This window comes from Arthrobacter zhaoguopingii (assembly GCF_009828595.1).
GTDB lineage: Bacteria > Actinomycetota > Actinomycetes > Actinomycetales > Micrococcaceae > Arthrobacter_D > Arthrobacter_D zhaoguopingii.
Genome location: NZ_WPNY01000016.1, coordinates 13,047 through 33,938, shown reverse-complemented (window position 1 = coordinate 33,938; position 20,892 = coordinate 13,047). Strand labels below are relative to the sequence as shown.

At 68.2% G+C, this 20,892-nt stretch carries 22 protein-coding genes; 9 read left to right on the top strand and 13 right to left on the bottom strand.

Features of this window, described 5'->3' with window-relative positions; genetic code table 11:
- Positions 1-85 precede the first annotated feature (85 nt).
- On the bottom strand, positions 86-1,051 hold the full coding sequence (locus GVV86_RS16655) for a GlxA family transcriptional regulator (protein ID WP_159803442.1): 966 nt from the start codon (positions 1,049-1,051) through the stop codon (positions 86-88).
- Positions 1,052-1,181: 130 nt separating this feature from the next.
- On the opposite strand from GVV86_RS16655, the gene GVV86_RS16650 reads away from it, so the two are divergent.
- Positions 1,182-1,838 (top strand): isochorismatase family protein, encoded by a 657-nt coding sequence (locus GVV86_RS16650; protein ID WP_159803441.1) that lies wholly within the window; start codon positions 1,182-1,184, stop codon positions 1,836-1,838.
- Positions 1,839-1,856: 18 nt separating this feature from the next.
- Here the strand turns inward: GVV86_RS16650 and GVV86_RS16645 are convergent, their stop codons facing one another.
- From GVV86_RS16645 to GVV86_RS16635, 3 genes are all read right to left on the bottom strand, one after another.
- Entirely contained in the window at positions 1,857-2,294 is a 438-nt protein-coding gene (locus tag GVV86_RS16645) for a VOC family protein (protein WP_159803440.1), read from the bottom strand.
- Positions 2,295-2,361: 67 nt separating this feature from the next.
- Positions 2,362-3,471, bottom strand: a complete 1,110-nt coding sequence (locus GVV86_RS16640; RefSeq protein WP_201291492.1) for a spore photoproduct lyase family protein — start codon at positions 3,469-3,471, stop codon at positions 2,362-2,364.
- 261 nt (positions 3,472-3,732) lie between these two features.
- Complete coding sequence (locus tag GVV86_RS16635; protein ID WP_159620024.1) at positions 3,733-4,164, bottom strand: hypothetical protein; 432 nt, start codon at positions 4,162-4,164, stop codon at positions 3,733-3,735.
- Positions 4,165-4,604: 440 nt separating this feature from the next.
- Here GVV86_RS16635 and GVV86_RS16630 point away from each other — a divergent pair, with 440 nt between their 5' ends.
- From GVV86_RS16630 to GVV86_RS18885, 4 genes are all read left to right on the top strand, one after another.
- Complete coding sequence (locus GVV86_RS16630; RefSeq protein ID WP_159620026.1) at positions 4,605-5,435, top strand: helix-turn-helix transcriptional regulator; 831 nt, start codon at positions 4,605-4,607, stop codon at positions 5,433-5,435.
- Positions 5,436-5,661: 226 nt separating this feature from the next.
- Complete coding sequence (locus GVV86_RS16625) at positions 5,662-6,588, top strand: SDR family NAD(P)-dependent oxidoreductase (protein WP_159803439.1); 927 nt, start codon at positions 5,662-5,664, stop codon at positions 6,586-6,588.
- Positions 6,589-6,613: 25 nt separating this feature from the next.
- Positions 6,614-7,024 (top strand): NAD(P)-binding domain-containing protein, encoded by a 411-nt coding sequence (locus tag GVV86_RS16620; RefSeq protein ID WP_159803438.1) that lies wholly within the window; start codon positions 6,614-6,616, stop codon positions 7,022-7,024.
- A gap of 20 nt (positions 7,025-7,044) precedes the next feature.
- The gene (locus GVV86_RS18885; RefSeq protein ID WP_281406969.1) at positions 7,045-7,170 is read left to right on the top strand and encodes a hypothetical protein; all 126 of its coding nucleotides are present in this window, start codon (positions 7,045-7,047) and stop codon (positions 7,168-7,170) included.
- Positions 7,171-7,319: 149 nt separating this feature from the next.
- Here GVV86_RS18885 and GVV86_RS16615 read toward each other — a convergent pair whose 3' ends face one another.
- Together GVV86_RS16615 and GVV86_RS16610 are read right to left on the bottom strand one after the other, a co-directional pair.
- Positions 7,320-7,901 (bottom strand): dihydrofolate reductase family protein, encoded by a 582-nt coding sequence (locus tag GVV86_RS16615; RefSeq protein WP_159803437.1) that lies wholly within the window; start codon positions 7,899-7,901, stop codon positions 7,320-7,322.
- A gap of 153 nt (positions 7,902-8,054) precedes the next feature.
- On the bottom strand, positions 8,055-8,384 hold the full coding sequence (locus tag GVV86_RS16610; protein WP_159620034.1) for a hypothetical protein: 330 nt from the start codon (positions 8,382-8,384) through the stop codon (positions 8,055-8,057).
- 406 nt (positions 8,385-8,790) lie between these two features.
- Between GVV86_RS16610 and GVV86_RS16605 the strand changes: the two genes are divergently transcribed.
- Positions 8,791-9,090 (top strand): hypothetical protein, encoded by a 300-nt coding sequence (locus tag GVV86_RS16605; protein ID WP_159620036.1) that lies wholly within the window; start codon positions 8,791-8,793, stop codon positions 9,088-9,090.
- 161 nt (positions 9,091-9,251) lie between these two features.
- On the opposite strand, the gene GVV86_RS16600 is transcribed toward GVV86_RS16605, so the two are convergent.
- The 5 genes from GVV86_RS16600 to GVV86_RS16580 all read right to left on the bottom strand — a co-directional run bounded on the left by GVV86_RS16600 (position 9,252) and on the right by GVV86_RS16580 (position 15,054).
- Complete coding sequence (locus GVV86_RS16600; RefSeq protein ID WP_159803436.1) at positions 9,252-10,238, bottom strand: alpha/beta hydrolase; 987 nt, start codon at positions 10,236-10,238, stop codon at positions 9,252-9,254.
- 42 nt (positions 10,239-10,280) lie between these two features.
- On the bottom strand, positions 10,281-11,201 hold the full coding sequence (locus GVV86_RS16595) for an NADP-dependent oxidoreductase (RefSeq protein WP_159620040.1): 921 nt from the start codon (positions 11,199-11,201) through the stop codon (positions 10,281-10,283).
- Between the two features lie 246 nt (positions 11,202-11,447).
- Positions 11,448-12,218: an SDR family oxidoreductase gene (locus tag GVV86_RS16590; protein ID WP_159803435.1), complete on the bottom strand. Its 771-nt coding sequence runs from the start codon at positions 12,216-12,218 to the stop codon at positions 11,448-11,450.
- Between the two features lie 35 nt (positions 12,219-12,253).
- Complete coding sequence (locus GVV86_RS16585; protein WP_159803434.1) at positions 12,254-13,588, bottom strand: FAD-binding oxidoreductase; 1,335 nt, start codon at positions 13,586-13,588, stop codon at positions 12,254-12,256.
- Positions 13,585-15,054 (bottom strand): MFS transporter, encoded by a 1,470-nt coding sequence (locus GVV86_RS16580; protein ID WP_159620046.1) that lies wholly within the window; start codon positions 15,052-15,054, stop codon positions 13,585-13,587. Before GVV86_RS16580 ends, GVV86_RS16585 begins: the two co-directional genes overlap by 4 nt.
- 188 nt (positions 15,055-15,242) lie before the next feature.
- Here GVV86_RS16580 and GVV86_RS16575 point away from each other — a divergent pair, with 188 nt between their 5' ends.
- Positions 15,243-15,734, top strand: a complete 492-nt coding sequence (locus tag GVV86_RS16575) for a MarR family winged helix-turn-helix transcriptional regulator (protein WP_159620048.1) — start codon at positions 15,243-15,245, stop codon at positions 15,732-15,734.
- A 117-nt stretch (positions 15,735-15,851) separates the two neighbouring features.
- Here GVV86_RS16575 and GVV86_RS16570 read toward each other — a convergent pair whose 3' ends face one another.
- Together GVV86_RS16570 and GVV86_RS16565 are read right to left on the bottom strand one after the other, a co-directional pair.
- Positions 15,852-17,264 (bottom strand): FAD-binding oxidoreductase, encoded by a 1,413-nt coding sequence (locus tag GVV86_RS16570; protein WP_159803433.1) that lies wholly within the window; start codon positions 17,262-17,264, stop codon positions 15,852-15,854.
- Positions 17,265-17,431: 167 nt separating this feature from the next.
- Positions 17,432-18,310 (bottom strand): alpha/beta fold hydrolase, encoded by an 879-nt coding sequence (locus GVV86_RS16565; RefSeq protein WP_159803432.1) that lies wholly within the window; start codon positions 18,308-18,310, stop codon positions 17,432-17,434.
- A 134-nt stretch (positions 18,311-18,444) separates the two neighbouring features.
- Between GVV86_RS16565 and GVV86_RS16560 the strand changes: the two genes are divergently transcribed.
- Both GVV86_RS16560 and GVV86_RS16555 read left to right on the top strand, forming a co-directional pair.
- Complete coding sequence (locus tag GVV86_RS16560) at positions 18,445-20,418, top strand: AfsR/SARP family transcriptional regulator (RefSeq protein ID WP_159803431.1); 1,974 nt, start codon at positions 18,445-18,447, stop codon at positions 20,416-20,418.
- A gap of 65 nt (positions 20,419-20,483) precedes the next feature.
- Positions 20,484-20,858 (top strand): VOC family protein, encoded by a 375-nt coding sequence (locus GVV86_RS16555; RefSeq protein WP_159620056.1) that lies wholly within the window; start codon positions 20,484-20,486, stop codon positions 20,856-20,858.
- Positions 20,859-20,892: the final 34 nt, after the last annotated feature.

Here is a 20,892-nt window from a genome sequence, read left to right as displayed (position 1 = left end):
GTCCGGAAGGACCACTAAGCAGCTTCACCTCTGCCCTCCGCGGCACACCCCAGTGGGTAGGAGGCCCTGGTGGTCTCCGTGGGCGTTAGGGCAGGGTCGGGGTGGAGGGGCGGGTGTCGAAGCGGCGTCGATAGTCGGTCGGAGTGGTCGAGAACGCGGCCGCGAAGTTCTGGCGGAGTGTGACCGCGTTGCCGAACCCGCAGTCCGCGGCGATCTGATCAATCGACAGATCGGTGGTTTCCAGGAGGCGGCGGGCGGCATCGAGCCGGCGGGACCGCACCCAGGCGGCGGGTGTTGTCCCGGTGGCTGCCCGGAAAGCACGGACGAAAGTGCGCCGGCTCATGTGGGCCCGCTGCGAAAGCTGATCAATGGTGAGCGGCTCGCGGAGATTTCCCAGCGCCCACTCCATCAAACGCGCAATCGGATCGTCCGCGGAACGCTGGGGAACCGGATGCTCGATGTACTGTGCCTGTCCGCCCTCGCGGTGGGGCGCGACCACGAGGCTGCGCGCCACCCTGTTCGCCGCGTCCGCTCCCAGGCGGGTCCGCACAAGGTGAAGGCACGCGTCAAGGCCCGATGCCGTTCCCGCCGAAGTCATCACGTCACCGTGGTCGATATACAGCACGGAGCGGTCGAGGAGGATGTCCGGATGCCGCTCGATCAGGGCGGTGAAGGCCTGCCAGTGCGTGACGGCCCGTCGGCCCGCGAGCAGGCCCGCGTCCGCCACGGCGATCGCCCCAAGGCACAGGCCCAGGATTGCGACGTCCTGCCGGTGTGCATCCTGCAGTACGGCCCGCAGAGCGTCGCTTGGAACGCGGCCGTCGTCGAACCACGAGGGCACCACCACAACATCCGCCCCCGCCGCAGCGTCCGGTCCCTCGATTCCGGCCAGCTGATAGCCCTCGGCTGTCCGGACCGCGCCGGGGCGGTCGGAGAAGAGGGTGGTCGTCCAGTCGCCAAGTCCCTGCCGGGCCACCTCATCGAAGACCATCTGCGGGACGGCGAGATGGAACATCGTCACCCCGTCGAAGGCGTAAACCGCAATCCGCATGAAGTCTCCCGTTTGGCCTGATTCCATCGTACCCAGGCATGTGTGCCACTGTTGTGCCGCCTCTGCACGGTGAAGCATGGAATCAAAGCCACCGGACGGTCACCGACCTTCCCTACCCAGGAGCATCCCCATGAGCACACCCCGCCGCGCCCTCGTCCTCGTCGATGTCCAGCAGCAGTACTTCAGCGGTCTGCTCGAGATCCAGTATCCGCCGCATGAGGAGTCACTGCCGCGTATCACTGCAGCGATTGACGCGGCCACCGCGGCAGGCATCCCCATCGCCGTCGTTCAGCACACCGCCGGCGAGGGAGCTCCCGTCTTTGCCCCGGGCACGCCGGAATTCGAGCTCCACCCGGAGATCCAGAACCGGCGCACCGACACGTGGAAGAGCGTCGTGAAGCAGTACGGCTCCGTGTACGCCGACACCGACCTCACCGCATGGCTGCACGAGAACGGCGTCGACACCGTCACCCTCGTGGGCTACATGACCAACAACTGCATCCTCGGCTCGGCCGTCGAGGCCGAAGCCCTCGGCTTCACCACCGAGGTCCTTTCCGATGCCACCGGGGCGATCAACCTCGCCAACGATGCCGGTTTCGCCGACGCCGAGACCGTGCACACGACCCTGCTCGCACTGCTGAACTCCAACTGGGCCGCCGTCGGCTCGACCGATGCCTGGACGACGGCACTGACCACCCAAGAGCAACTGCCCGCAGGAGACCTGGGCGGCTCGGCTGCGGCCGGAGCGGCACGCGCCACCTCGACCCTTTCCTCATCACCGAGGTAATGACGGGTCAGGTCCTGTTCAGTTCTTGTTCAGTTCCTGCGCGAGCATCACCAGGATGCCGCTGGGGCCGCGGACGTAGGTGAGCTTGTAGACATCCCCGTAGGTGGCCACGCCGCGCAGCGGGTGGAATCCGTGCCTTGCGGCGATGTCGAGGGCCGCGTCGATGTCGTCGACGGAGAAGGCGACGCGGTGCATACCGATCTCGTTGGGCAGGGTGGGCTCCGTCTCGATCGCGTCGGGGTGGAGGTACTCGAAAAGTTCGAGGCGGCCGTTGCCGTCGGGCGTCTGTAGCATGGCGATCTTGGCGTGGTTGCCATCGAGGCCGACGGCGGTGTCGGCCCACTCTCCACTGACCGTGTCGCGGCCGAGGACGGTGAGCCCGAGGTCGGCGAAGAAGGCGATAGCTGCTTCGAGGTCGCTGACCGCGATGCCGACGTTCTCGAGTTTGATGGGCATGCGCCACACGCTAGCAAGTCACGGCGGCCCCGTCACGGCCATGGCCGCTGGTCATCCCGCTGGCAAATCAGGTCCAGTAGAGAGGTCGAGCAGCCGGTAGGCGCCGCTCCAACTCCTCTGTGAACCAGCCGCGCATTTCCGCCATCGTCTGCCTCGGGTACACGTACTTCACTCCGCCGAATTTTGAACGCTTCTGGCTCCGCGAATCCTCGTCCATTTCAAGCTTGGTTCGTGGATACCAGCCCAGCAGCACCTCCTTGCTCGCGGGCGTGAAGCGGTGCGTGATGATCTCGGCCGTGAGATCGAGGTCGGGGATGCCGGCGAGGGCCTCGGAAATATCGTCCAGCAGTGCGCCATACTGCTCCCGCCAGCCAGGTACGGGCATGACCGGGGCAATCGTCAGTCCCACGCGGTAGCCGGCCGTCGCCACGGCACGGAGAGCGGCGAGCCGCGCGGGCATGCGCGCGGTTCCGCCTTCGAAGCGGTTCGCCACCTCTGCGGCGTTGACCGAGAACCGGATCCGCGTACGACGCCCATGATCGAGCGTCACCAATTCCCCGACGTCGTCGAACTTCGTCGTGAACCGCAACTGCACGTCGGACCCGAACTCGCCCGCCCCGACGCGGGAGATCGCGGCAGCGAGCGAACCGGTCACGTTTTCGATGGCGAGAGGGTCGGTGTAGCAGGACATCTCGAACGTCGTCCCCTCGTCACCGCGCTTGAGCGTCCCGCGGGTGACGGAACCCCGGCCAGCGTGAGTGCGTATTCCCTCCAGCACATCGTCGAGATTGGCATGAACGCGGGTCACAGGCGGCCCCTGAAGGGATCCGGCAAGGTAGCAGTACTGGCAGTGGGCCGGGCAGCCCCTGGCGAGGTCGATGCGCCAGTCAGCGCTCGGCGGGATCGGCTGAGGTTTGAGGGCGCTGGGCGGGGCCACGACCACGGCAAGCGTGTTCTTCGCGGACGCGTAGGTCTCGCGGTCGCTGGCGCCGCGGAGACCCGTTAGCGCATTTCCGGACAGGAAGCGGATGTCGTCGACGCCAGCCCGCCCGCAACGTCTGATGATCTCGGCTGTATGCGGTAGATCGGCTGCGGCCCGCGTGATCATCACGTGTTTAGGGACCCACAACCGCGTGGGAGAGATGGAGGTCAGGTCGGTTTCCTGAAAAGGCATCATTACCTTGTACAACGATCTCGAGCGCACCGATGTTCCGCTGAACCCGGGGATTTACGGCGTTGGCGCCGGAAGTGATCGGCCACCTCAGCACGCCATTCCGCACGAACCTACCCTGGCAATGGCGTGGACCCGGGGGAGGGTTCGATGACCCTCCACCGGGTCCAAGGTGGTGAGGTGGTGAGCTGATGCACCCCGTCCGTTGCCTGCTTCAGGGATGCCCGGCAAGCCGTTTAGAAGGCCTGACCGTGGTGTGAACTACTGCTAATGGCGGCCGTCCTTACGGCAGTCGATCCGGAGCTTGTCGCTCTTGTCCCGGCCGTCTTTCTTGCTGTAACTGTAAGCCCGGTATTCATTGCCGCACTTCGCCTTCTTGCTGTCGAACTTGAAATCGCCGTGGCGGGTCCATACCTCACGCTCGTCGATTACCCGTTCCCGGTCCTTATGGTTGGTTTGGACGATCTTCACATAAACTTTTTTGGCCTCGTAATCCTCGCCAATGACCTTCAGTCTGCCGTCGCGGTCGACCTTCAATCTGAGATCGCTGTCGTCGTCCTTGTCGTCATAGTGATCCGTAGTGGCCACAGTCTGAACGGGGGCAGCAACCGCGGGAGCTGACAGCCCGAGGCCCGCAAGCAGGCCAAGCAGCGTCCCGGCAACAAGGATTAACAGCCTCCAGCTGAGAGACTTTTTCATGATGATTTTCTACTTCCACATACGCCGGAGCGGTGATGGGGAGGGGGCGCGCGATCAGCGCTGCGGCTGGATGTCCGGCGGATCCGTCCGCTTTTGCCCAGAGCGGATGCAGCTGAATTCGAGCGGACCCGGCGTCCGTGACCCGGAGCCGTTCATCTCAGGTGCATCTGATGCAATTTTCACTCGGTCGGTCCGGACCTCCCAGCAAAGCCATTCCTGAGCCGCCTCGCAAGGCGCAACTTAAGCCTAGACCACGGCCAGTCACTGCAAAAGAGCCGGCGCAGACCTCCCCGAAACAGCCGCGCCCGGCTTCCCTCCCCGGCCACGCCGAGGAGGATCATCACCATCTCGTGGCTGACCCCGATAGAAGGCAGTCGCATCGTGGGCAGCGGCGGCCTGGAGCGGAGCGGTGAGTCTGGACGCAGGTCTAGATTAGGTTCGTGCAGAAGAACCCGGCCTTCAGCGACTACCTTAAGGCGAGGAGGAAGCTCGTACGTCCCCAGGACGTCAACCTCCATACCTACGGGCGGCGTCGTGTCACCGGGCTGCGGCGAGAGGAAGTCGCGCAGCTGGCAGGAATCAGCGTCGACTACTACGTGCGCCTCGAGCAGGGCAGGGACCACCAGCCGTCCCCGCAGATCCTCGATGCACTGGCGCGGGCGCTGATGCTCGACCCGCCCTCCACCCTGCACCTCCACCAGCTGGCCCAGCCCCGCTCCGGACCTGCCGCCCCCGGTCGGGCAAAGGACGCGGCGGCTTCGGATACCGTTGCGCCCGGTCTGAGGCTTCTTCTGGGCACAATCGGCAGCGTGCCGGCCTTCGTGCAGGACCGGTTCATGACCGTGCTGGCCGCCAACCCGCTCGCGATCGCCCTCTCGCCCCGTAATGCTCCCGGCACAAATGTCCTCCGGGAGGCGTTCCTCGACCCCGCCGAACGCGACCTCTATGAGGACTACGACCAGGTGATGCGCGAATCCGTGGCAGGGCTGCGCGCATCTGTCGGCGAACGAACCAACGATCCCCGCCTCGTGCGACTGGTCACTGATCTCTCCGAACGCAGCGCGTATTTCCTGCAGCTCTGGAACCGGCACGACGTACGCCCGAAAGTCGCCGGGCGCCGGACCCTCCACCACCCCGTGGTCGGCGATCTGGAGCTGTTCCACGAGAAGTTCGCCGTCACCGGAACCGACGGCCACCTGCTCGTCATCCACCATGCCGCGCCCGGCAGCCCCTCGGCCGCAGCGCTGGAACGGCTCGCCCGCCCGCAGTAGCGGACTCCGGCCGGTAGGACTCGACCGCTGCCCTGACTGGGTTCAACCGCCGAAGGTAGCCCTGCCATTCCTATGAAAGACAGGGTGCTACCTACCGCTTTCGCGTAAGAGCACACTTCTATCCGGGCCCCTACTCCGCCCAGCGGCATTTTGGCTGGGGCCGGCGTGACAGCGGACCCCTCCGCACGATGAAGCATCCTCTCTTCGACGAAAGAAGTTCTCCGTCATGACCCGCATCACCACCCCGTTTGGTTTCTCCTCGACCACCTCGGATGTCACCGAAGGCATCGACTTCACCGGCAAGCGCATCGTCATCACCGGCGGCGCCTCCGGCATCGGCATCGAAACCGCCCGCGCGTTCGCCAGGATCGGTGCGGAGGTGACCCTCGCCGTGCGGAACCTGGAGGCTGCTGCCCCGGTCGCCGAGGAACTGCGCGCCTCGACGGGAAATCAGAAAATTTTCCTCGGCCGGCTCGACCTCGCCGACCTCACCTCGATTACGGAATTCGCCGACGCATGGACCGGGCCCCTGCACGTGCTGGTCAACAATGCGGGCATCATGGCCCTGCCCGAGCTGGAGCGCACCGCCGAGGGGTGGGAGATGCAGTTCGCCACCAACCACCTCGGTCACTTCGCCCTCGCCCAGGCCCTCCACCCGGCACTGGCTGCGGCGGGTAACGCCCGCATCGTGTCGCTGAGCTCCAGCGGACACCTGTTCGCCCCGGTCCTCTTCGACGACCCGCACTTCAACTTCATTCCCTACGACGCGTTCCTCGCGTACGGCCAGTCCAAGACCGCCGCTGCCCTGTTCGCTGTGGCGGTGACCGGTCGGTGGGCGAAGGACGGCATCACCTCAAACGCCGTCATGCCAGGTGCTATCGCCACAAACCTGCAGCGCCACACGGGCGGCCTGCGCACGCCGGTCGAACGCCAGAAGACGCCCCAGCAGGGCGCTGCCACGACCCTGTACGTGGCGACCTCACCGGACCTCGAGGGCATCGGCGGACGTTACTTTGAGGACGTCAACGAAGCACCCGTCGCCGAACACCGCGGCCCCGACTACACCGGCGTTGCGCCCTATGCCCTCGACGCCGCGAACGCCGACCGGCTCTGGGACCTCTCCCTGGAGCTTCTCGCCCGGCGCTCTGCCTGATCCCCTGACAACGAAGGAGACAATCATGACCACTGCTACTTCCGGCTCAACTCCGAATGACGGCGCCCTCCGCGTCGGATGGGTCGGGCTCGGCGACCAGGGCGCACCAATGGCCCGCGCCATCATTCAAGCGGGTTTTGAACTGAACATCTGGGTGCGCCGGGAGACGTCCCTGGCCGCCCTTGAGGGGCTGCCTTACGTCCGACAAGCAACTCTCTCGGACCTCGGCATGGTCAGCGACATCGTGGGACTGTGCCTGCGCGAGGACTCCGACATCGAGGACGTCCTCACCACCGGTGGGCTTTTGGCCAGCCTGAAACCCGGGACAATCCTCATCAACCACGGGACAGGTCTGCCGGGCTACGCTTCCTCTCTCGCTGACCGTGCCGCACGGGCCGGGGTCGTCGTCCTTGACGCGATAACGCCGAGCACCTGAGGACGCTGCAGGTCATCGACATGGACATCTTCACCGAAGCCATGACGACGCTCGGTCAGGACGTCGCCGAGCTCGACGCCTACGCTCGGTCAGGAGCACATGGCCTGCCGGTGGCCGCCCGACTCGTCACGGGGGATATGGCCTGATAACCGCTCTGCCGGATGACTGCGGACATCACTGCGGACGCCGGTCCGAGGACCAGCGCCCGCAGTGATGATCGGCCCGATCCTTCACCGGTCGATGCCGGCTCTTATGCCAGTCGAAGGATTCCTCGGCCGTCCGCCGGTGAAGGGCGCTATTCGTTCCTTGTCCGGATTCTATACACCAGCTCGACCAGACCCTGGTCGTACGCTGTTGCGCTCTGAAGGGTCAGAATCCTCGGGTCCTGCCCGGGCGGAAAGACGCCCTGGCCCGCGCCTATGGCGATCGGCATCAGCACGAGCCTCACCGAGTCCACGACGCCCGCGGCCAGAAACGTCTGTGCCAGGGTAAGGCTTCCCCAGACAACGATGTCCCCGGCGGCCTCGGCCTTGATCCGCCTGATCGCTTCGATAGGGTCACCTGATTCGATAGCCGCCTCCGCCATGTCTCCCCACGGGGCGTGTGTCAGGTGGCGGGAGAAAACGACGCGGTGCAGCGAGTTTAATGTTGGCGCGATGATCTCGTCTTTGGACGCCGGTGTCGGCCAGTACTCAACGAACATGCGGTAGGTGTTTGCCCCGAGGACCATCGTGTCGATTGTCTCCAACCACTTCAGCTGGCTGCGGTCGAATTCAGCAGTGCCCCCGTCAAGGAATTCATAGAAGGTGAACTCGTTGTTGGCATCGGCCGCGAAACCGTCGGCGCTGACAAAGTCCTGAACGATCAGTTGCCCCATGATCCGCTCCTCGCTCCCATGTCGTCGAGGACTCTACGCCGAGGCCTCTTCCCCCATCAAGCCCCGGACGAATGCTCAACTTCGAATGCCGGTGGCCTCAGCATCGGATGGAAGGGTCGGCCACCGTCGCCCGTGCGGGTCAGACGGGCCTGGCTACGAGTAGCGTCCGGTGAACGTTGATCCACGGTTGAGTTCGATGAATTCGAGGCCGACGACTTCCCCGTCCTCGACGAGGTACCGAAGCTCGTAGCATGCGCGGTAGCTCGGCGGCCAAAAGGAGCAGAACCGTCCGCTGCCATCGACGTACCATTCACCCCGGGTCGGCCGCCCGTGCTCGACGTAGATTGTCGTGCCGCCCTCCTCGAACGTCTGGGTGGCTCCGTCATCGTAGACGAAGTTGCCGGCGGTGACCGCCTCGGCAATCTCGGCCGCTGGCACCGGTTCCCGATCGGTGATTGACCGCTTTTTTGCGAACTTCGACACGGGTACCTCCCTGTACTCAATGGTTGGAACTGGACCACTGCTTGGTACAGCCGCCGCGTCGTCTGCCGGCGGGACGGAGCGGCCCCCGTAGCCCAGTTTCGGCCTTCGGATCAAAGTCGACAAGAGCCGAAAGGGAGGGGTCACGGCGGGGGTTGACACCGTGTCCAAATCCTCGCACTCTTGAATCGTTATCCTGGACCGTGGTCTCCCTATTAGAAAGCTTTTCAGGGAGCCCATATGCCACCGGAACCAAAAGCCGGGCACCCCCGCATACGCCGTCCAGTCCGTCATGCTGGGCCCGCGGGCGCGCTGGCCAACAGACGCCCAGCCGGCTTACCTACGGCGCTCTGGAGCACGTCCGGCCCTGCGGCCACGCTTCGACCACTCCACCCAAGGCGCTGGCGCCATGGCCGATGAGCAGATAGCACCCACGGACATCATCGCCAACGCCCAACGGGTGTGCGAGGTGCTGAGCGCCTACCGTTACTACGACGAGGGTCTGACCTCGGAACGTGAACTAAGAAGCCTAATCGCCACTGTTCTGGCCGGGGCCGATGTTCCCCTGTTGGTCACATCCCTGGCCCACAGCACGATCGAATTTGTGAAGCGGACCGCGTCGGCCCGGGGAGAGACGGTCGAACAAATCATGGAAGCCATCGAAGATGAACTCCGCCCCTTCACCGATCCCAAGATGCCGCGCACCTGACTGCCCGCCCACGTTGGCCCTGTTCGCAATAACCACTGCGGGCGCCGGTTCAAGAACCGGCGCCCGCAGTGCTGATCGGCCCTATCCTCCACCGGTCGATGCCGGCTCAGATGCCAGTCGCAGGTTCCATCGGCCGCCCGCCGGCGAAGGGTAAGGAGTTCTTAGGCGGCGTCGGCCGCAGGGAGCCGCCCGAGGGTGCGGCCCATCCACGAGTCCCGTGCGGCCACGGCGGTGACGGACAGCAGCGCTTCCGGCGCCGCACCGTCGAAGATGTGGAAGCCGCCGGCCCAGACGTGCAGTTCCGCCTGCACTCCGGCCGCCCACAGACGGGACGCGTAGTCGACATCCTCATCGCGGAAGACCTCGGCCGATCCGACATCGATGAACGCCGGCGGCAGGCCCGTCAGGTCGGTCGCCCGGGCCGGTGCACTGTAGATGTCGACGGCGTCGGTCCCGCGGCGGTCCCCGAGCAGGGCGTTCCAGCCCGTGGAGTTGCTTTCGCGGCTCCACGAGCCGGTCTGCGTGTACTGGTGGCTCGACGCGGTGGCGTCCCGGTCGTCGAGCATGGGGCTCAGCAGCATCTGGGCGATCAGGTTCGGGCCCTTGCGGTCGCGGGCGAGCAGCGTCACACCGGCCGAAAGGCCGGCGCCGGCGGAGGTTCCGGCGATCATCACGCGCTCGCTGTCGATTCCGAGTTCGCCGGCGTTGGCCACCAACCAGAGCAGTCCCGCGTAGGCGTCCTCCACCGGGCCCGGTGCGGGGCTCTCAGGGGCGAGCCGGTATTCGAGCGAAACGACGACGGCCCGGTGCTCAACGGCCCAGTCGAGCACATGCCCGATGCCGGTGAAGCGGTTGCCGATGATCATTCCGCCGCCGTGCAGGAAGTAGATCGCCGGAGCCGAGGCGTCCTTGTCGGCGGGGGTGAAGACCGAGGCGATGATCTCGCTGCCCGGGCGGGCGATCGTGTACTCGCGGTGCGAGATGGGGCGGGCCGCAAGGAGGTCCTCGAGGGTGGGGCCGAACGGATTGGCCCGGAGGAAATCGATCATGTCGGCGGTGACCGTTGAGGGCAGCGGGCTGTTGTCGAGCAGCTCGGCCAGCTCAGGGTCGTACGGCGGGCGGGCGGGGGCGGTGGGGGCGGTGGTCATGGTTTTCCTTTGAAAGTCTTGGGTGGAGGAGAGGTGGGGGGATCAGGCCTGGTTGGCTCCGGAGACGACGATCTTGCCGCGGAGGTGTCCGCCCTGGCTGAGCGCGAGGGCCTGGGAGACCTGCTCGAAGGGGAACTTCCGGGCGATTTCGGTCTGGAAGCCGCCCCGGGCGGCGAGGTCCAGCACCGGGGGAAGGGTTTCGGCGGTGAGTGCCGTGGGATCGCCTGCTGCGACGATCGCGCCCTGGGCCCCGGCGGCGAAGTCGACGATGGTGACGATCCGCGATGCCGGCACGAGCCCGGCGACGCGGGCGATGAATTCCCGGCCTGCGGTATCGAACGCGGCGTCGACTCCTTGAGGTGCGGCGGCCGTGATCTCGTCGGCCATGGTCTCGCCGTAGGTCACCGGTGTTGCGCCGAGGGAGCGGAGGTAGTCGTGGTTGTCGGGGCTGGCGGTGCCGATGACCTTGTGGCCGTCGGCGACGAGGATCTGCACGACGGCGCTTCCTACGGCGCCGGCCGCACCGTTGACGACGACGGTGGACGCCGGCGACGGCGCCAGCAGGGACAGGCCACGCTGGGAGGTTTCACCGGAGGTGGCCAGGGTGACCGCCTGCTCCGCCGTCAGGCCGTCCGGGATCACCGCGAGCCGGGCGGCGCCGGTGACGGCCTTCTCCGCGAACGCTCCACTGTCGGCAAAGCCGACCACCCGGTCGCCGACGGTGAATCCCTCGACGCCGTCCCCGACCTCGAGCACCGTGCCCGCGATGTCCGTCCCCAGAACCGCCGGCAGCGGCAGCGGGAACATCTCGGCGAGGTAGCCGTTGCTGAACTTCCAGTCCAGCGGGTTGATGCCGATCGCTTCGACGGCAACCTTGACCTGCCCGGCCGCTGCGGTGGGCTCATCGGCCTCGCCGAGGACGATGGAGTCGGGGCCGTAGCTGTTGAGGAGATGCGCTTTCATGATGGGTCCTTTGGTCTGGAGTTCGTTCACGGGCTGCTGGTGTTGCTGCGGGGCTGGGTCTATGTCCCGCAAGGTGGTCGACCACTCATTCTGAGATATGTTGCCGACCCCGTTTTCCTTCATGCTGTTGGAACCAGTGACTGACGCACATTATTCCGGCCGGACCTCAAGGGCCCGTCGAGATCGCCGCAACATTACCCTCCGGGCACCGGCCCGGGGCTCTCCGGGTCCGAATGGTCCGCCCGGTCAGGGACGTTCCGGCGCGCTTCCCGAGGGGCCTGCGGCCTTGTCCACGAAGTAGTGGAGTGCCGCGCCGGTCAGCGGGCTCGTGCCGGCGATGAGTTCGGCCAGATGGATTCCGACCTCGGTGCCCTCGATCCAGCGCGGGTCGTCGATGCCGGCGAGCTGCCGCGCCCGGGTACGGACGACGCCCAGGATCACCTCATGGACCCGCGGTCCATGCCCGTCCAGCTCGGCGGCGAGGGTGCGGGTGAGCGACTTCGTGGCCGCAGCGGTCAGCGCGACACCGCCGGCACCGGGGAAGGGGAGGTCGGCGCTCAGCCCGTTGAGCTGCACCAGCACGCCGCCCGCGGCAATCTGTGGGACCAAGGCGCGGTACAGGCGGAACACGCTGGTCTGGTTCGCTGCCACGAGGGCGTCCCATTCGGCATCGGTCAGGGCAAGCAGAGGCTTGCGGCCCTGATCTCCCCACGATGCGACGCTCACGACGACGGCGTCGAACCCGCCGTGTTCGGCCGAAAGGGCCGACACCGCCCGGTCCAGGTCCTCCGCCAGGGCATCAAGCAGCGTGGTGCGCAGCCGCGGGGAGCGCAGCCGGGAGGCAAGCTCGTCGAGACGGGTACTGCTCCGGCCCGCGGCCACGACTCGCGCGCCGGCATCGAGGAGTGCCCGGACAACGCCTTCACCGACACCACCTGCGCCTCCCACGACGAGCGCGGTCCTGCCGGTGAGGTCGGTGTGCGGGTGGGCCCAGGCGGGCGGGGTGAGGGTGTTCATCGTTTGTCCTTTGCGGTGGGTAGGCTCCTGGAGGGTCATGCCCTCAGGGGGAAGTTGGCGTTGAAGAGCCCCGCCGGGTCGTAGGCGGCCTTCAGGCCGCGGAGCCGGGCCAGCGTCGCGGTCGGGAAGGCATCGGCGAGCCGGCGCGGATCCTTGTCCATTTCGAAGCTGAGGTAGAGCCCGTCGAGGTGGGGGTGAAGCTCCTCCCACTCCCGCCAGAGATCTCCTCGGCGGGCAGGGTCGGCGCCGACGAAAACGGAGAAGTTCTGATGCCGGTGCCCATACGCAGTGGCGTCGGCGTCGACGTCGTTGATCCTCCCGCCGACCGCGCGGATCTGCAGTGTGGCGGCGGTTCCGCTGGACAGCATCCCGGCGAGCCGGACGGCGATCGGGGCGTCGAGGTGCACCGCGAGCCCGCTTCGCGTCTGCAGCGGCACCGCACCGGTGTGCGGGGCGTGGGTGGACGTGACCAGTTCGGCGTAGGGCATGGCCTGGGACTGCCCGCCGAGGAGCGGGGCCAGCGCGAGGAACGGTGCGAGCGCCCGCCGGGCGGCGTCCGCGTCCAGCCCCGCGTAGACGATGCTGGCCATGCCGGCGGTGGAGCCGGCGAACAGGTAGAGGAACGCCGTGATCTCCCGGGGTGCCGCCTCGACGGCGTCGCCCCACCGCTGCAGGAACCCGGCGGTGTCCGACGTGTCGTACTGGACGGTGGTGGAGATGACGCCGGGGACCCTGGCTGCGGTGAATTCGAAGTCCGTCACAATGCCGAAATTTGCTCCCGCGCCGCGGACCGCCCAGAAGAGGTCCGGATTCTCGGCCGCGCTCGCGGTCAGCACGGTGCCGTCGGCGGTCAGGACGGTGGCCGCTGTCATCGAATCGATGGTCAGCCCGTGCTTGCGTCCCATCAGGCCGATTCCGCCGGCTGTGGCGAGCCCGCCTACGCCGACGTCGCCGGAGTCACCCGAGCTGACCGCCAGGCCGGAGGGGGAGAGGGCCCGCGCAACCTCTCCCCACCGGGCGCCGGCGCCGATGCGCACCAGCCCCGCGCCTGGATGGAGGACCTCGACCGTGTTCATCGCCGAGAGGTCGAGGACGATTCCGCCGTCGTTGGTGGAGGCGCTGCTGATGCCGTGGCCGCCGCTGCGCACGCTCAGGGGGAGGGTCGACGCCGTCGCGTAGGACAGTGCGTCAACGACGGCTCCGGTCGTGCGCGGGCGCAGCACGGCCGCCGGTGAGCCCCGGTAGGAGTAGGTGTGCCGCAGTGGCCCGTACCCCGGGTCGGAGGGGAGGACCAGGCTCTCCCGGAGGGAGGAGGGCAGCGACGAGCGGGTGATGCCGCCGGCCCTGCCGCGCTGCGGTGTGGAACTCATGCGCGGGCCGGGTCGGTCGATGCCTGCGCGAAACGACGCTGCCGCACGGCCAGGACCAGCAGTCCGCCGAGAACGATGACGGCGGCCACCCCGAGCGCGGCACCGTACCCGGTGTCGACGGCGCCCGGTCCGCTTCCGCGAAGCGATCCGGTCACTGCGGCGGCGATGGCGCCGATGACGGTGAGCCCCACCGCGCCGCCCAGCTGCTGGGCGGTCTGGATCAGGCCGCTGACCGAGCCGGCCTCGCGGGGGCTGGCGCCCGCAAGGGCCTGGGTGGTCGCCGACGTGACAGCTATGCCGACCGCTGCACCGAAGGCCACGGTGGCCGGGACGAGAACGGCCGGCGGCGCGCCGAGCGCGCTTGCCAGCGCCAGGGCCCCGGTGGCCAGGCCGAGCAGTGCAAGCCCGATGAACAGGGAGGCCAGCGGGCCCCGCACGGCGACAAGCCGCGGGGTGAACAGGGCGGCCCCGATGGTGGCCAGAGACATGGGCAGCATCATCAGCCCGGCGCCGATCGGTGAGAAGCCGAGGGATCCCTGGAGGATGAGTGAGAGCAGCAGCATCGTCGGGTACAGGGCCACGGCGATGAGGACCATGCCGATGTTTCCGCCGGTCGAGGGCCAGCGCCTGAGCAGGTGCGCGGGTATCAACGGAGCCTGCTTTCCCCGTTCGGTGAGCCCGAAGGCAGTGAGCAGGACGGCGCCGCCCCCCAGCAGGCCCAGGGTGATGGGGGAGAGCCAGCCCTGCTCATTGCCGAGGGTCAGGCCGCCGATCAGTGCGGAGATTCCGAGGAAGGACAGCACGGCACCCGGGACGTCCAGGCGCTGCGCCGCTCCCCGCGGAATGGCGGGAATCAGCAGGGGAATGGCCACCAGCATCAGCACAATGAGGGGAACGTTCACCAGCAGCACCGCGCGCCAGCCCCAGGCCGCAGTGAAGCCTCCGCCCACCAGGACGCCCGCGGCACCACCGGAACTGGCGACCGCACCCCACACGCCGATGGCGCGCCGTCGGGCCGCCGGATCGGTGAAGAGGGTCGTCAGCAGCGACAACGCAGCTGGGGCAAGCCCGGCGGCTGCGGCGCCCTGCACGGCACGGGCGGCGATGAGCGTCTCAAGAGTCGGGGCAAGCCCGCCCGCCAGGGCCGCCGCACCGAAGAGTGCCACCGAGATGGCGAACATCCGGCGCCGGCCGATGACATCACCCAGCCGGCCGCCGAACAGCAGCAGGGCGCCGAAGGTCAGCAGGTAGGCGGAAACCACCCACGCGGACAGCGATGCGGAGGCGCCGAGATCCCCAATCAGGCTGGGAAGCGCCAGGTTGACGCTGCTCGCATTGAGCACCACCACGAACTGGGCTGCCGCCAGCAGGGCGAGCACCGCCCCTGCTCTCCGGCGGGGATTTTCGATCGCGGGCGGCGGTGGGGCGGCTCGGTCGTGGAGGGTGGGTTGGAGGATGGACGGCATGAGAAGCCTTTCGGGAGTGCCCGCCTGCTCCGCCCGCCTGGGGCGGTTCCGGCTGCCGGGTTCGAAGTTGCTGATTCGTCAGCAACATAAGACGACCGTAGCTGACGCGTCAGCAATCTCGCAAGTCCTCCATGCTCTCGGCGTAAGCGGCGGGGCAGCGGTATCCCGGCCCGGGTAGACTTCCTGATATGTCAGCAAACATGACCGAGCGTCAACTCCGGACCTGGGAAAACCTTCAGGAGGTCACCGAGCTGCTCCGGCGCGAGGTCGGCCGCGACCTGTGGAACGACGCGAAGCTCTCGGAGGCAGAGTTCACGGTGCTGGCCCATCTGTCGATGGCTGCGAAGGGCACTGCGCGGCCGTCCGAGTGTGCGCGCGCCATCGGCTGGGATTCAAGCCGCCTCGCCCACCAGCTCCGCCGGCTGGAGAAGCGCGGGCTGGTCGAAAAAGCCGCGAGCCAGGCCGCCGACGGCCGGGCCTCCCTGATCGCCCTCACGGACGAGGGGCGCACCGCCTACCGGCGCGCCCTCGGGCCGCATCTGCGGTCGGCGCAGAAGTGGTTCGCTGACGCGCTCAGCGATGAGCAGGTGGACAACCTCGCCGACGCCCTTGAGACCCTGCTGCGGCATGGCTCGCACCTCGCTGGGGCTCCGGCTCCCACGGCGGAACCGCAGGCCTGACGGCGTGCGGGACGTGCGGGCCCGCCTTTAGATGGAGGGCGCTCCCCGGCGGCAACGGCCTCCAGCGCTAGGCCGCCACCTAGTCAACCGGCCACCGTTCAACCGCTCCGCCGCCGGTCAGCGGGGCGCGACGTTGTGGTTGAGCTGGAAGACATTGCGCGGATCGAGCTCGGTCTTGAGCGCGGTGAGGCGGTCGAAGACCTCCCCGCGGTAGACGGCGGTGTCGTCGGGGGAGCGGGTTCCCGGGTCGGCCGCGGCCGGTTCCTCGGCGCCCATGAAGTTGACGTACCGGCCGGGCGCGGCGTGCGGGGCGATGTCCCCGGAGAGCGCCTTAACGAACCCTACGTTCCGCCCGTCGTCGCCGTCGTCGGTCCAGAATCCGTAGATGTTCAGCCAGTAGGGCGACTGGCGGTCGGGGAACGCGGTGGCGCCGGCCGGCACCCGGGCCACCGCCCCGCCCATGTGGTGAATGTCGAACCCTGTGCCCTGCCAGGTCTGTTCGGCTGCCCGGCGGAGGAGGATTTCCTGGACCTCCGGCGAGAGATGCTTCAGCGCGGAGTTGCGCCAGTAGGCGCGCACGCCCTTGGGGAAGAGCTCGTCGACGGCGGCCTGCCATCCGGTCCAGGTGGTCGGCTCCACCTCCTCCATCTCGGGAGGGGCCGCGGCACGCAGGTCGGCAATGAGAGCTTCCCCGACGTTCTGGTCCTCACCGGCCCAGACGAAGCCGACGATCATCAGCGGATCGGTTCCCATCTCCCAGTGCGGCGGCGGGGTGATGAAGGTCAGGATGCTGTTCAGCTCATTGGGGAGCGTTTCGGTCCAGGCGGCGTAGGCGGCCAGGGCCGTGTCCCAGGTCCGCGGGGTGTAGACGAGGTTGCCGGCGTAGAGGGGCCGGGGGAGGCGGTGGGCACGGAAGGTGAACGAGGAGACGACGCCGAAGTTGCCGCCTCCGCCCCGCAGGCCCCAGAACAGCTCCGGATTCTGCTGTTCATCGGCCTCGACCACCGTCCCCGACGCGGTGACGACCCGCGCCGACACCAGGTTGTCGATGCTCAGCCCGTAGGGCCGCGTCAGCCATCCCATGCCCCCGCCCAGGGTGAGCCCGCCTACGCCCGTCGCCGACACAACTCCCAGCGGCACCGCCAGCCCGTGGGGTTCGGTCGCCGCGTCCACCTGCGCCAGCGTCGCCCCGCCGCCGATCCGCACCAGGCTCCGGTCGGCGTCGACGTCCACCGCGGACAGGGCGCTGAGATCGAGCACGATCCCGCCGTCCACCGTGCCGTTACCGGCCACGCTGTGCCCACCGCCGCGGACGGCAAGCGGGATCCCGTGTTCGATGGAGCACCGGATGGCGGCGGCGATGTCGTCTTCGCCCGCGGCCCTGAGGACGGCGGCGGGGCGGCGGTCGATCATGGCATTCCAGACGCGCCGGGCGTCGTCGTACTCCGGGTGGGCTTCGTCGATCACCTCCCCCGACGTTTCCGCGTTGAGGGCAAGGACGGCGGCTGCCGCGCCGTCATGACTGGGCATCAGGGGAGTGTGCATGATTCACCGACCGGCCGCGTCGGGGCTCTGTGTGAGTCCGCGGGGAAACGCGGCGGGTCCATTATCGGGTCCGCCGATCCGGCGGGTCAACGGGTTACAGACTGATTACAGGACCCGCTGGCCCCTCTCCACCGGCCGTGGCCGTGCCCGACCTAGCGGAGGAGCAGGTCCCGGATGGCCTGCGCAATCTCCGCCGGGGTTTCCTCGGCCATGAAGTGCCCTGCCTGGGTGCTGAAGTGCTCAAGGTCGGGCGCCCACGCCTTCCACAGCGCGGCGGCGTCGAAGCCCAGCGCGGAGCCCCAGTCCTGCTGGATCACGGTCACCGGCATCCGGAGCGTGTTCCCGAAGTCCAGATCCGCCTGGTCGTGGACGACGTCGATGCCGGCGGAGGTCCGGTAGTCGGCCACGATGGAGGGCACCGCGTTGGCGCTCGCCCGGAGGTAGGCCGACCGGACGTCCGCCGGGATGGCGGTGGAGTCCTTCGTCCAGGCGTCCAGGAAGTAGGAGAAAAAGGCGTCGGCGCTGTTGGAGATCATCTCCTCGGCGAGACCCGGGGGCTGGGCCATGAGGTAGAGGTGGAATCCGACCGCGGCGGACTGTCCGTGCAGCACGTTCCACATGTCCAGCGTCGGCAGGACGTCGAGGCTGGCGAAGTGCGTGACGGTATCGGGGTGGTCCATTGCGGTGCGGAAGCCGACCAGGGCGCCCCGGTCGTGCCCGGCGAGGGCGAACCTCTCGTGGCCCAGTGCGGCGGCCAGGGCGACGACGTCCTGGCCCATCGTCCGCTTGGAATATACGTCCGGGCCGGTCTCGGCGGGCTTGCCGCTGTCGCCGTATCCCCGCAGGTCCGGGCAGATCACGGTGTGGTCTTCGGCCAGAGCGGTGGCGACGTGCCGCCACATCAGGTGGGTCTGGGGAAAGCCGTGAAGCAGCACGATGGGGCTGCCCGAGCCGGCAACGGCGACGTTCAACTGCACGTCGGCGGCGACCGTCACCTTTGAGTAGGTGAAGTTTTTGATCGTGGGGGTCATGAAGGAGTCCTTGGGTCGGGAACTGGGTGCAGCCCAAGGCTCGCACCGCCGACTCAACGGCTTCTCAATGGCGTCCGCCGCCGGTGCATGCGTCAGTCACACTTGAGGAAGGCGGTGTGGAAGGTGGTCCGGGCATGGGTGTGACAATCGGCGTTCTGGGGACGACGGCGGCCTGGGATGCGAACGGAGCCCCGATCCCGTTGGGCGGCCCGCGGCAGCGCGCGCTGCTGGCGCGGCTCGCTGCGGCGCGGGGGCGCCCCGTCGCGATGGCGACGCTCGTCGAGGACCTCTGGGAGGACCCTCCGGCGAACGTCGCCGGAGTAGTGCACACCTACATCGGCGTGCTGCGCCGGGCTCTCGAGCCCGAGCGCCCGGCCCGGGGCAAGGCGCGGGTGGTCGTGTCGGCCGGCTCCGGGTACGCGCTGCAGCTGGATTCCTGTGAGGTGGACTTCCTCCTGTTTGAAGAGGCCCTGAGGCCGGCGGCCGGCGGCGCCGGCCTTCCGCTGCCCGCCCTCGAGGAAGCCCTGTCCCGATGGCGGGGGCCGGCCTACGCCGATTTCGCCGACGAGCCGTGGTCCTTCGCCGAGCGCAGGCGGCTCGGGGGACTTCGCCTCGGGGCGGTGGAGGCCCGCGCGGCGGAGCAGCTCCGGGCCGGGCAGGCAGTGCACGCTGTGCCCGACCTCGAGGTCTTCGTGGAGGAACACCCCTGGCGGGAGGAGGGATGGCGCCTCCTTGCCCTGGCCCTCTACCGGTCGGGCCGCCAGCACGAAGCCCTTGAAGTGCTGCGGCGGGCGCGGGCCCTGCTAGATGAGAAGCTGGGGTTGTCCCCGAATTCGGTGCTCCGCGCGCTCGAGCACGACATCCTGCACCAGTCGCCCGGGCTCGACCTGGACCCGGCTCCCTCGGATGCCCCGGAACTGGTGTGGACCCGGACGCTGTCCGGCTACGGCCGGAATTCCGGCGTTGGCTCCAAGGGGCGGCTCCGCTCGACGGTGGAGCTGCTGCGCCATCTTGCCATCACCGGGGGTGGCGGGCTTGAGACCTCGCGCAGACAGCGACTGGCGGCGGTGGTTGCAGCCGACGGGCTGGCGGATGTGGACCTGACGGCGCGGGTGATCGGCGCCTACGACGTTCCGGCCTTGTGGACGAGGTCCGACGATCCCGTCCAGGCGGCACACATCCTCGCCCTCACGGAGAAAACCCTCGCCGCGCTGCCCGCCGGACCGCACGGGACGCTCCGGGCGCGGCTGCTGACGACGATTGCGGTCGAATCCCGGGGACTGCCCGGAACCCGGGGACGGGAGGCCGCCCAGGAAGCGGAGGAGCTGGCCCGCGGCCTGAACGCCCCGGCGCTGCTGGCCTTCGCGCTGAACGGGACGTTTCTTCAGTCGTTTTCCGGATCGGGGCTGGCCCCGGAGCGGGCGCGCCTCGGCTCCGAAATCCTCGAGCTCGCCGGACAGCACGACCTGCCCACCTACGAGCTGCTGGGCCACCTCATCCGAATGCAGGCAAGCGCCGCACCGGGGGACGTGGCTTCCGCCGATCACCACGCCGCCGAGGCCGACCGGCTGGCGGAGGAGTACGAATCACCGCTGGTCGGCGTTTTCACCAGCTGGTACCGCGCCCTGCGGATGGACCTGACCGGCGGGGCTCCCACCGAGGTGGCCGCAGCCTACCGCGCCGCGGCGGGCCGCCTGCACGGCGCCGGAATGCCCGGAGTTGAGCGAGGTGCCCTGGCGCTGTCCCTGCTGTGCCTGCGGATTCGGCACGGGCGGCCCGCACCCACGGAGGAGGGGATCGCCTGGGGCCCGTACCGGCCCTGGGTCGAACCCCTGGTCCTGCTGGCCAGGGGAGAGCGGCAGGCGGCGCTCGCCGTCCTCCGCGGGGTTCCGGAGCCGGAGCCGACCCATCACCGCGAGACGCTCTGGTGCCTGATCGCCGAGGCGGCTCTTCAACTCGGTGAGAAAGACACCATGGGCAGGGCGTACGTGGAACTGCTTCCCGCCGCCGCCGAATACGCAGGTGCCGGAAGCGGGTTCTGCAACCTGGGACCCGTCTCCGGTTTCCTCTCCCGGCTCGAGGACCGGCTGGGCGGCCGGCCGGAGTAAACGGACCAGAAATTCATCCCCGGAATCCACCCCGCGGCGCGCCCTTGTCCCGTAGGGTGGCGCCCATGGAACTCCGCCTTGAGGTTGTCCAGGTGCCTGTCTCCGATGTGGACAGGGCCAAGGCCTTCTATGTCGACGCCCTCGGCTTCGTTCTCGACCACGACGCCGAGCACATCGCCGGGATGCGGGTCGTCCAGCTCACTCCGCCGGGATCGTCCTGCTCCATCGTGATTGGCACTGGGATGACCGGCATGGTTCCCGGAAGCCTCGAGGGACTCCAGCTTGTGGTGCCGGACATGGCAGCGGCGCGCTCCGAACTGGTCGGCCGCGGAGCCCCGATCGGCGAGCCGCAGGACCTTGGGGGTTTCCTGTTCGCCTATTTCGCCGATCCGGACGGCAACCGGTGGGTCCTCCAGGAGATTCCGCCCCGGGAAGCCTGAGGTACCGGGTAATCCTGAGCCCGCCACGATCGTC

Coding starts and splice junctions, on each gene's coding strand:
- GVV86_RS16635 (WP_159620024.1), bottom strand. CDS start 4,164: ATGAAAAAGTCTCTCAGCTGGAGGCTGTTAATCCTTGTTGCCGGGACG.
- GVV86_RS16585 (WP_159803434.1), bottom strand. CDS start 13,588: ATGAGTTCCACACCGCAGCGCGGCAGGGCCGGCGGCATCACCCGCTCG.
- GVV86_RS16570 (WP_159803433.1), bottom strand. CDS start 17,264: ATGCCCAGTCATGACGGCGCGGCAGCCGCCGTCCTTGCCCTCAACGCG.
- GVV86_RS16640 (WP_201291492.1), bottom strand. CDS start 3,471: ATGATGCCTTTTCAGGAAACCGACCTGACCTCCATCTCTCCCACGCGG.
- GVV86_RS16555 (WP_159620056.1), top strand. CDS start 20,484: ATGGAACTCCGCCTTGAGGTTGTCCAGGTGCCTGTCTCCGATGTGGAC.
- GVV86_RS16650 (WP_159803441.1), top strand. CDS start 1,182: ATGAGCACACCCCGCCGCGCCCTCGTCCTCGTCGATGTCCAGCAGCAG.
- GVV86_RS16625 (WP_159803439.1), top strand. CDS start 5,662: ATGACCCGCATCACCACCCCGTTTGGTTTCTCCTCGACCACCTCGGAT.
- GVV86_RS16590 (WP_159803435.1), bottom strand. CDS start 12,218: ATGAACACCCTCACCCCGCCCGCCTGGGCCCACCCGCACACCGACCTC.
- GVV86_RS16645 (WP_159803440.1), bottom strand. CDS start 2,294: ATGCCCATCAAACTCGAGAACGTCGGCATCGCGGTCAGCGACCTCGAA.
- GVV86_RS16565 (WP_159803432.1), bottom strand. CDS start 18,310: ATGACCCCCACGATCAAAAACTTCACCTACTCAAAGGTGACGGTCGCC.
- GVV86_RS16595 (WP_159620040.1), bottom strand. CDS start 11,201: ATGAAAGCGCATCTCCTCAACAGCTACGGCCCCGACTCCATCGTCCTC.
- GVV86_RS18885 (WP_281406969.1), top strand. CDS start 7,045: ATGGACATCTTCACCGAAGCCATGACGACGCTCGGTCAGGACGTCGCC.
- GVV86_RS16620 (WP_159803438.1), top strand. CDS start 6,614: ATGACCACTGCTACTTCCGGCTCAACTCCGAATGACGGCGCCCTCCGC.
- GVV86_RS16600 (WP_159803436.1), bottom strand. CDS start 10,238: ATGACCACCGCCCCCACCGCCCCCGCCCGCCCGCCGTACGACCCTGAG.
- GVV86_RS16655 (WP_159803442.1), bottom strand. CDS start 1,051: ATGCGGATTGCGGTTTACGCCTTCGACGGGGTGACGATGTTCCATCTC.
- GVV86_RS16615 (WP_159803437.1), bottom strand. CDS start 7,901: ATGGGGCAACTGATCGTTCAGGACTTTGTCAGCGCCGACGGTTTCGCG.
- GVV86_RS16575 (WP_159620048.1), top strand. CDS start 15,243: ATGTCAGCAAACATGACCGAGCGTCAACTCCGGACCTGGGAAAACCTT.
- GVV86_RS16605 (WP_159620036.1), top strand. CDS start 8,791: ATGGCCGATGAGCAGATAGCACCCACGGACATCATCGCCAACGCCCAA.
- GVV86_RS16580 (WP_159620046.1), bottom strand. CDS start 15,054: ATGCCGTCCATCCTCCAACCCACCCTCCACGACCGAGCCGCCCCACCG.
- GVV86_RS16560 (WP_159803431.1), top strand. CDS start 18,445: ATGGGTGTGACAATCGGCGTTCTGGGGACGACGGCGGCCTGGGATGCG.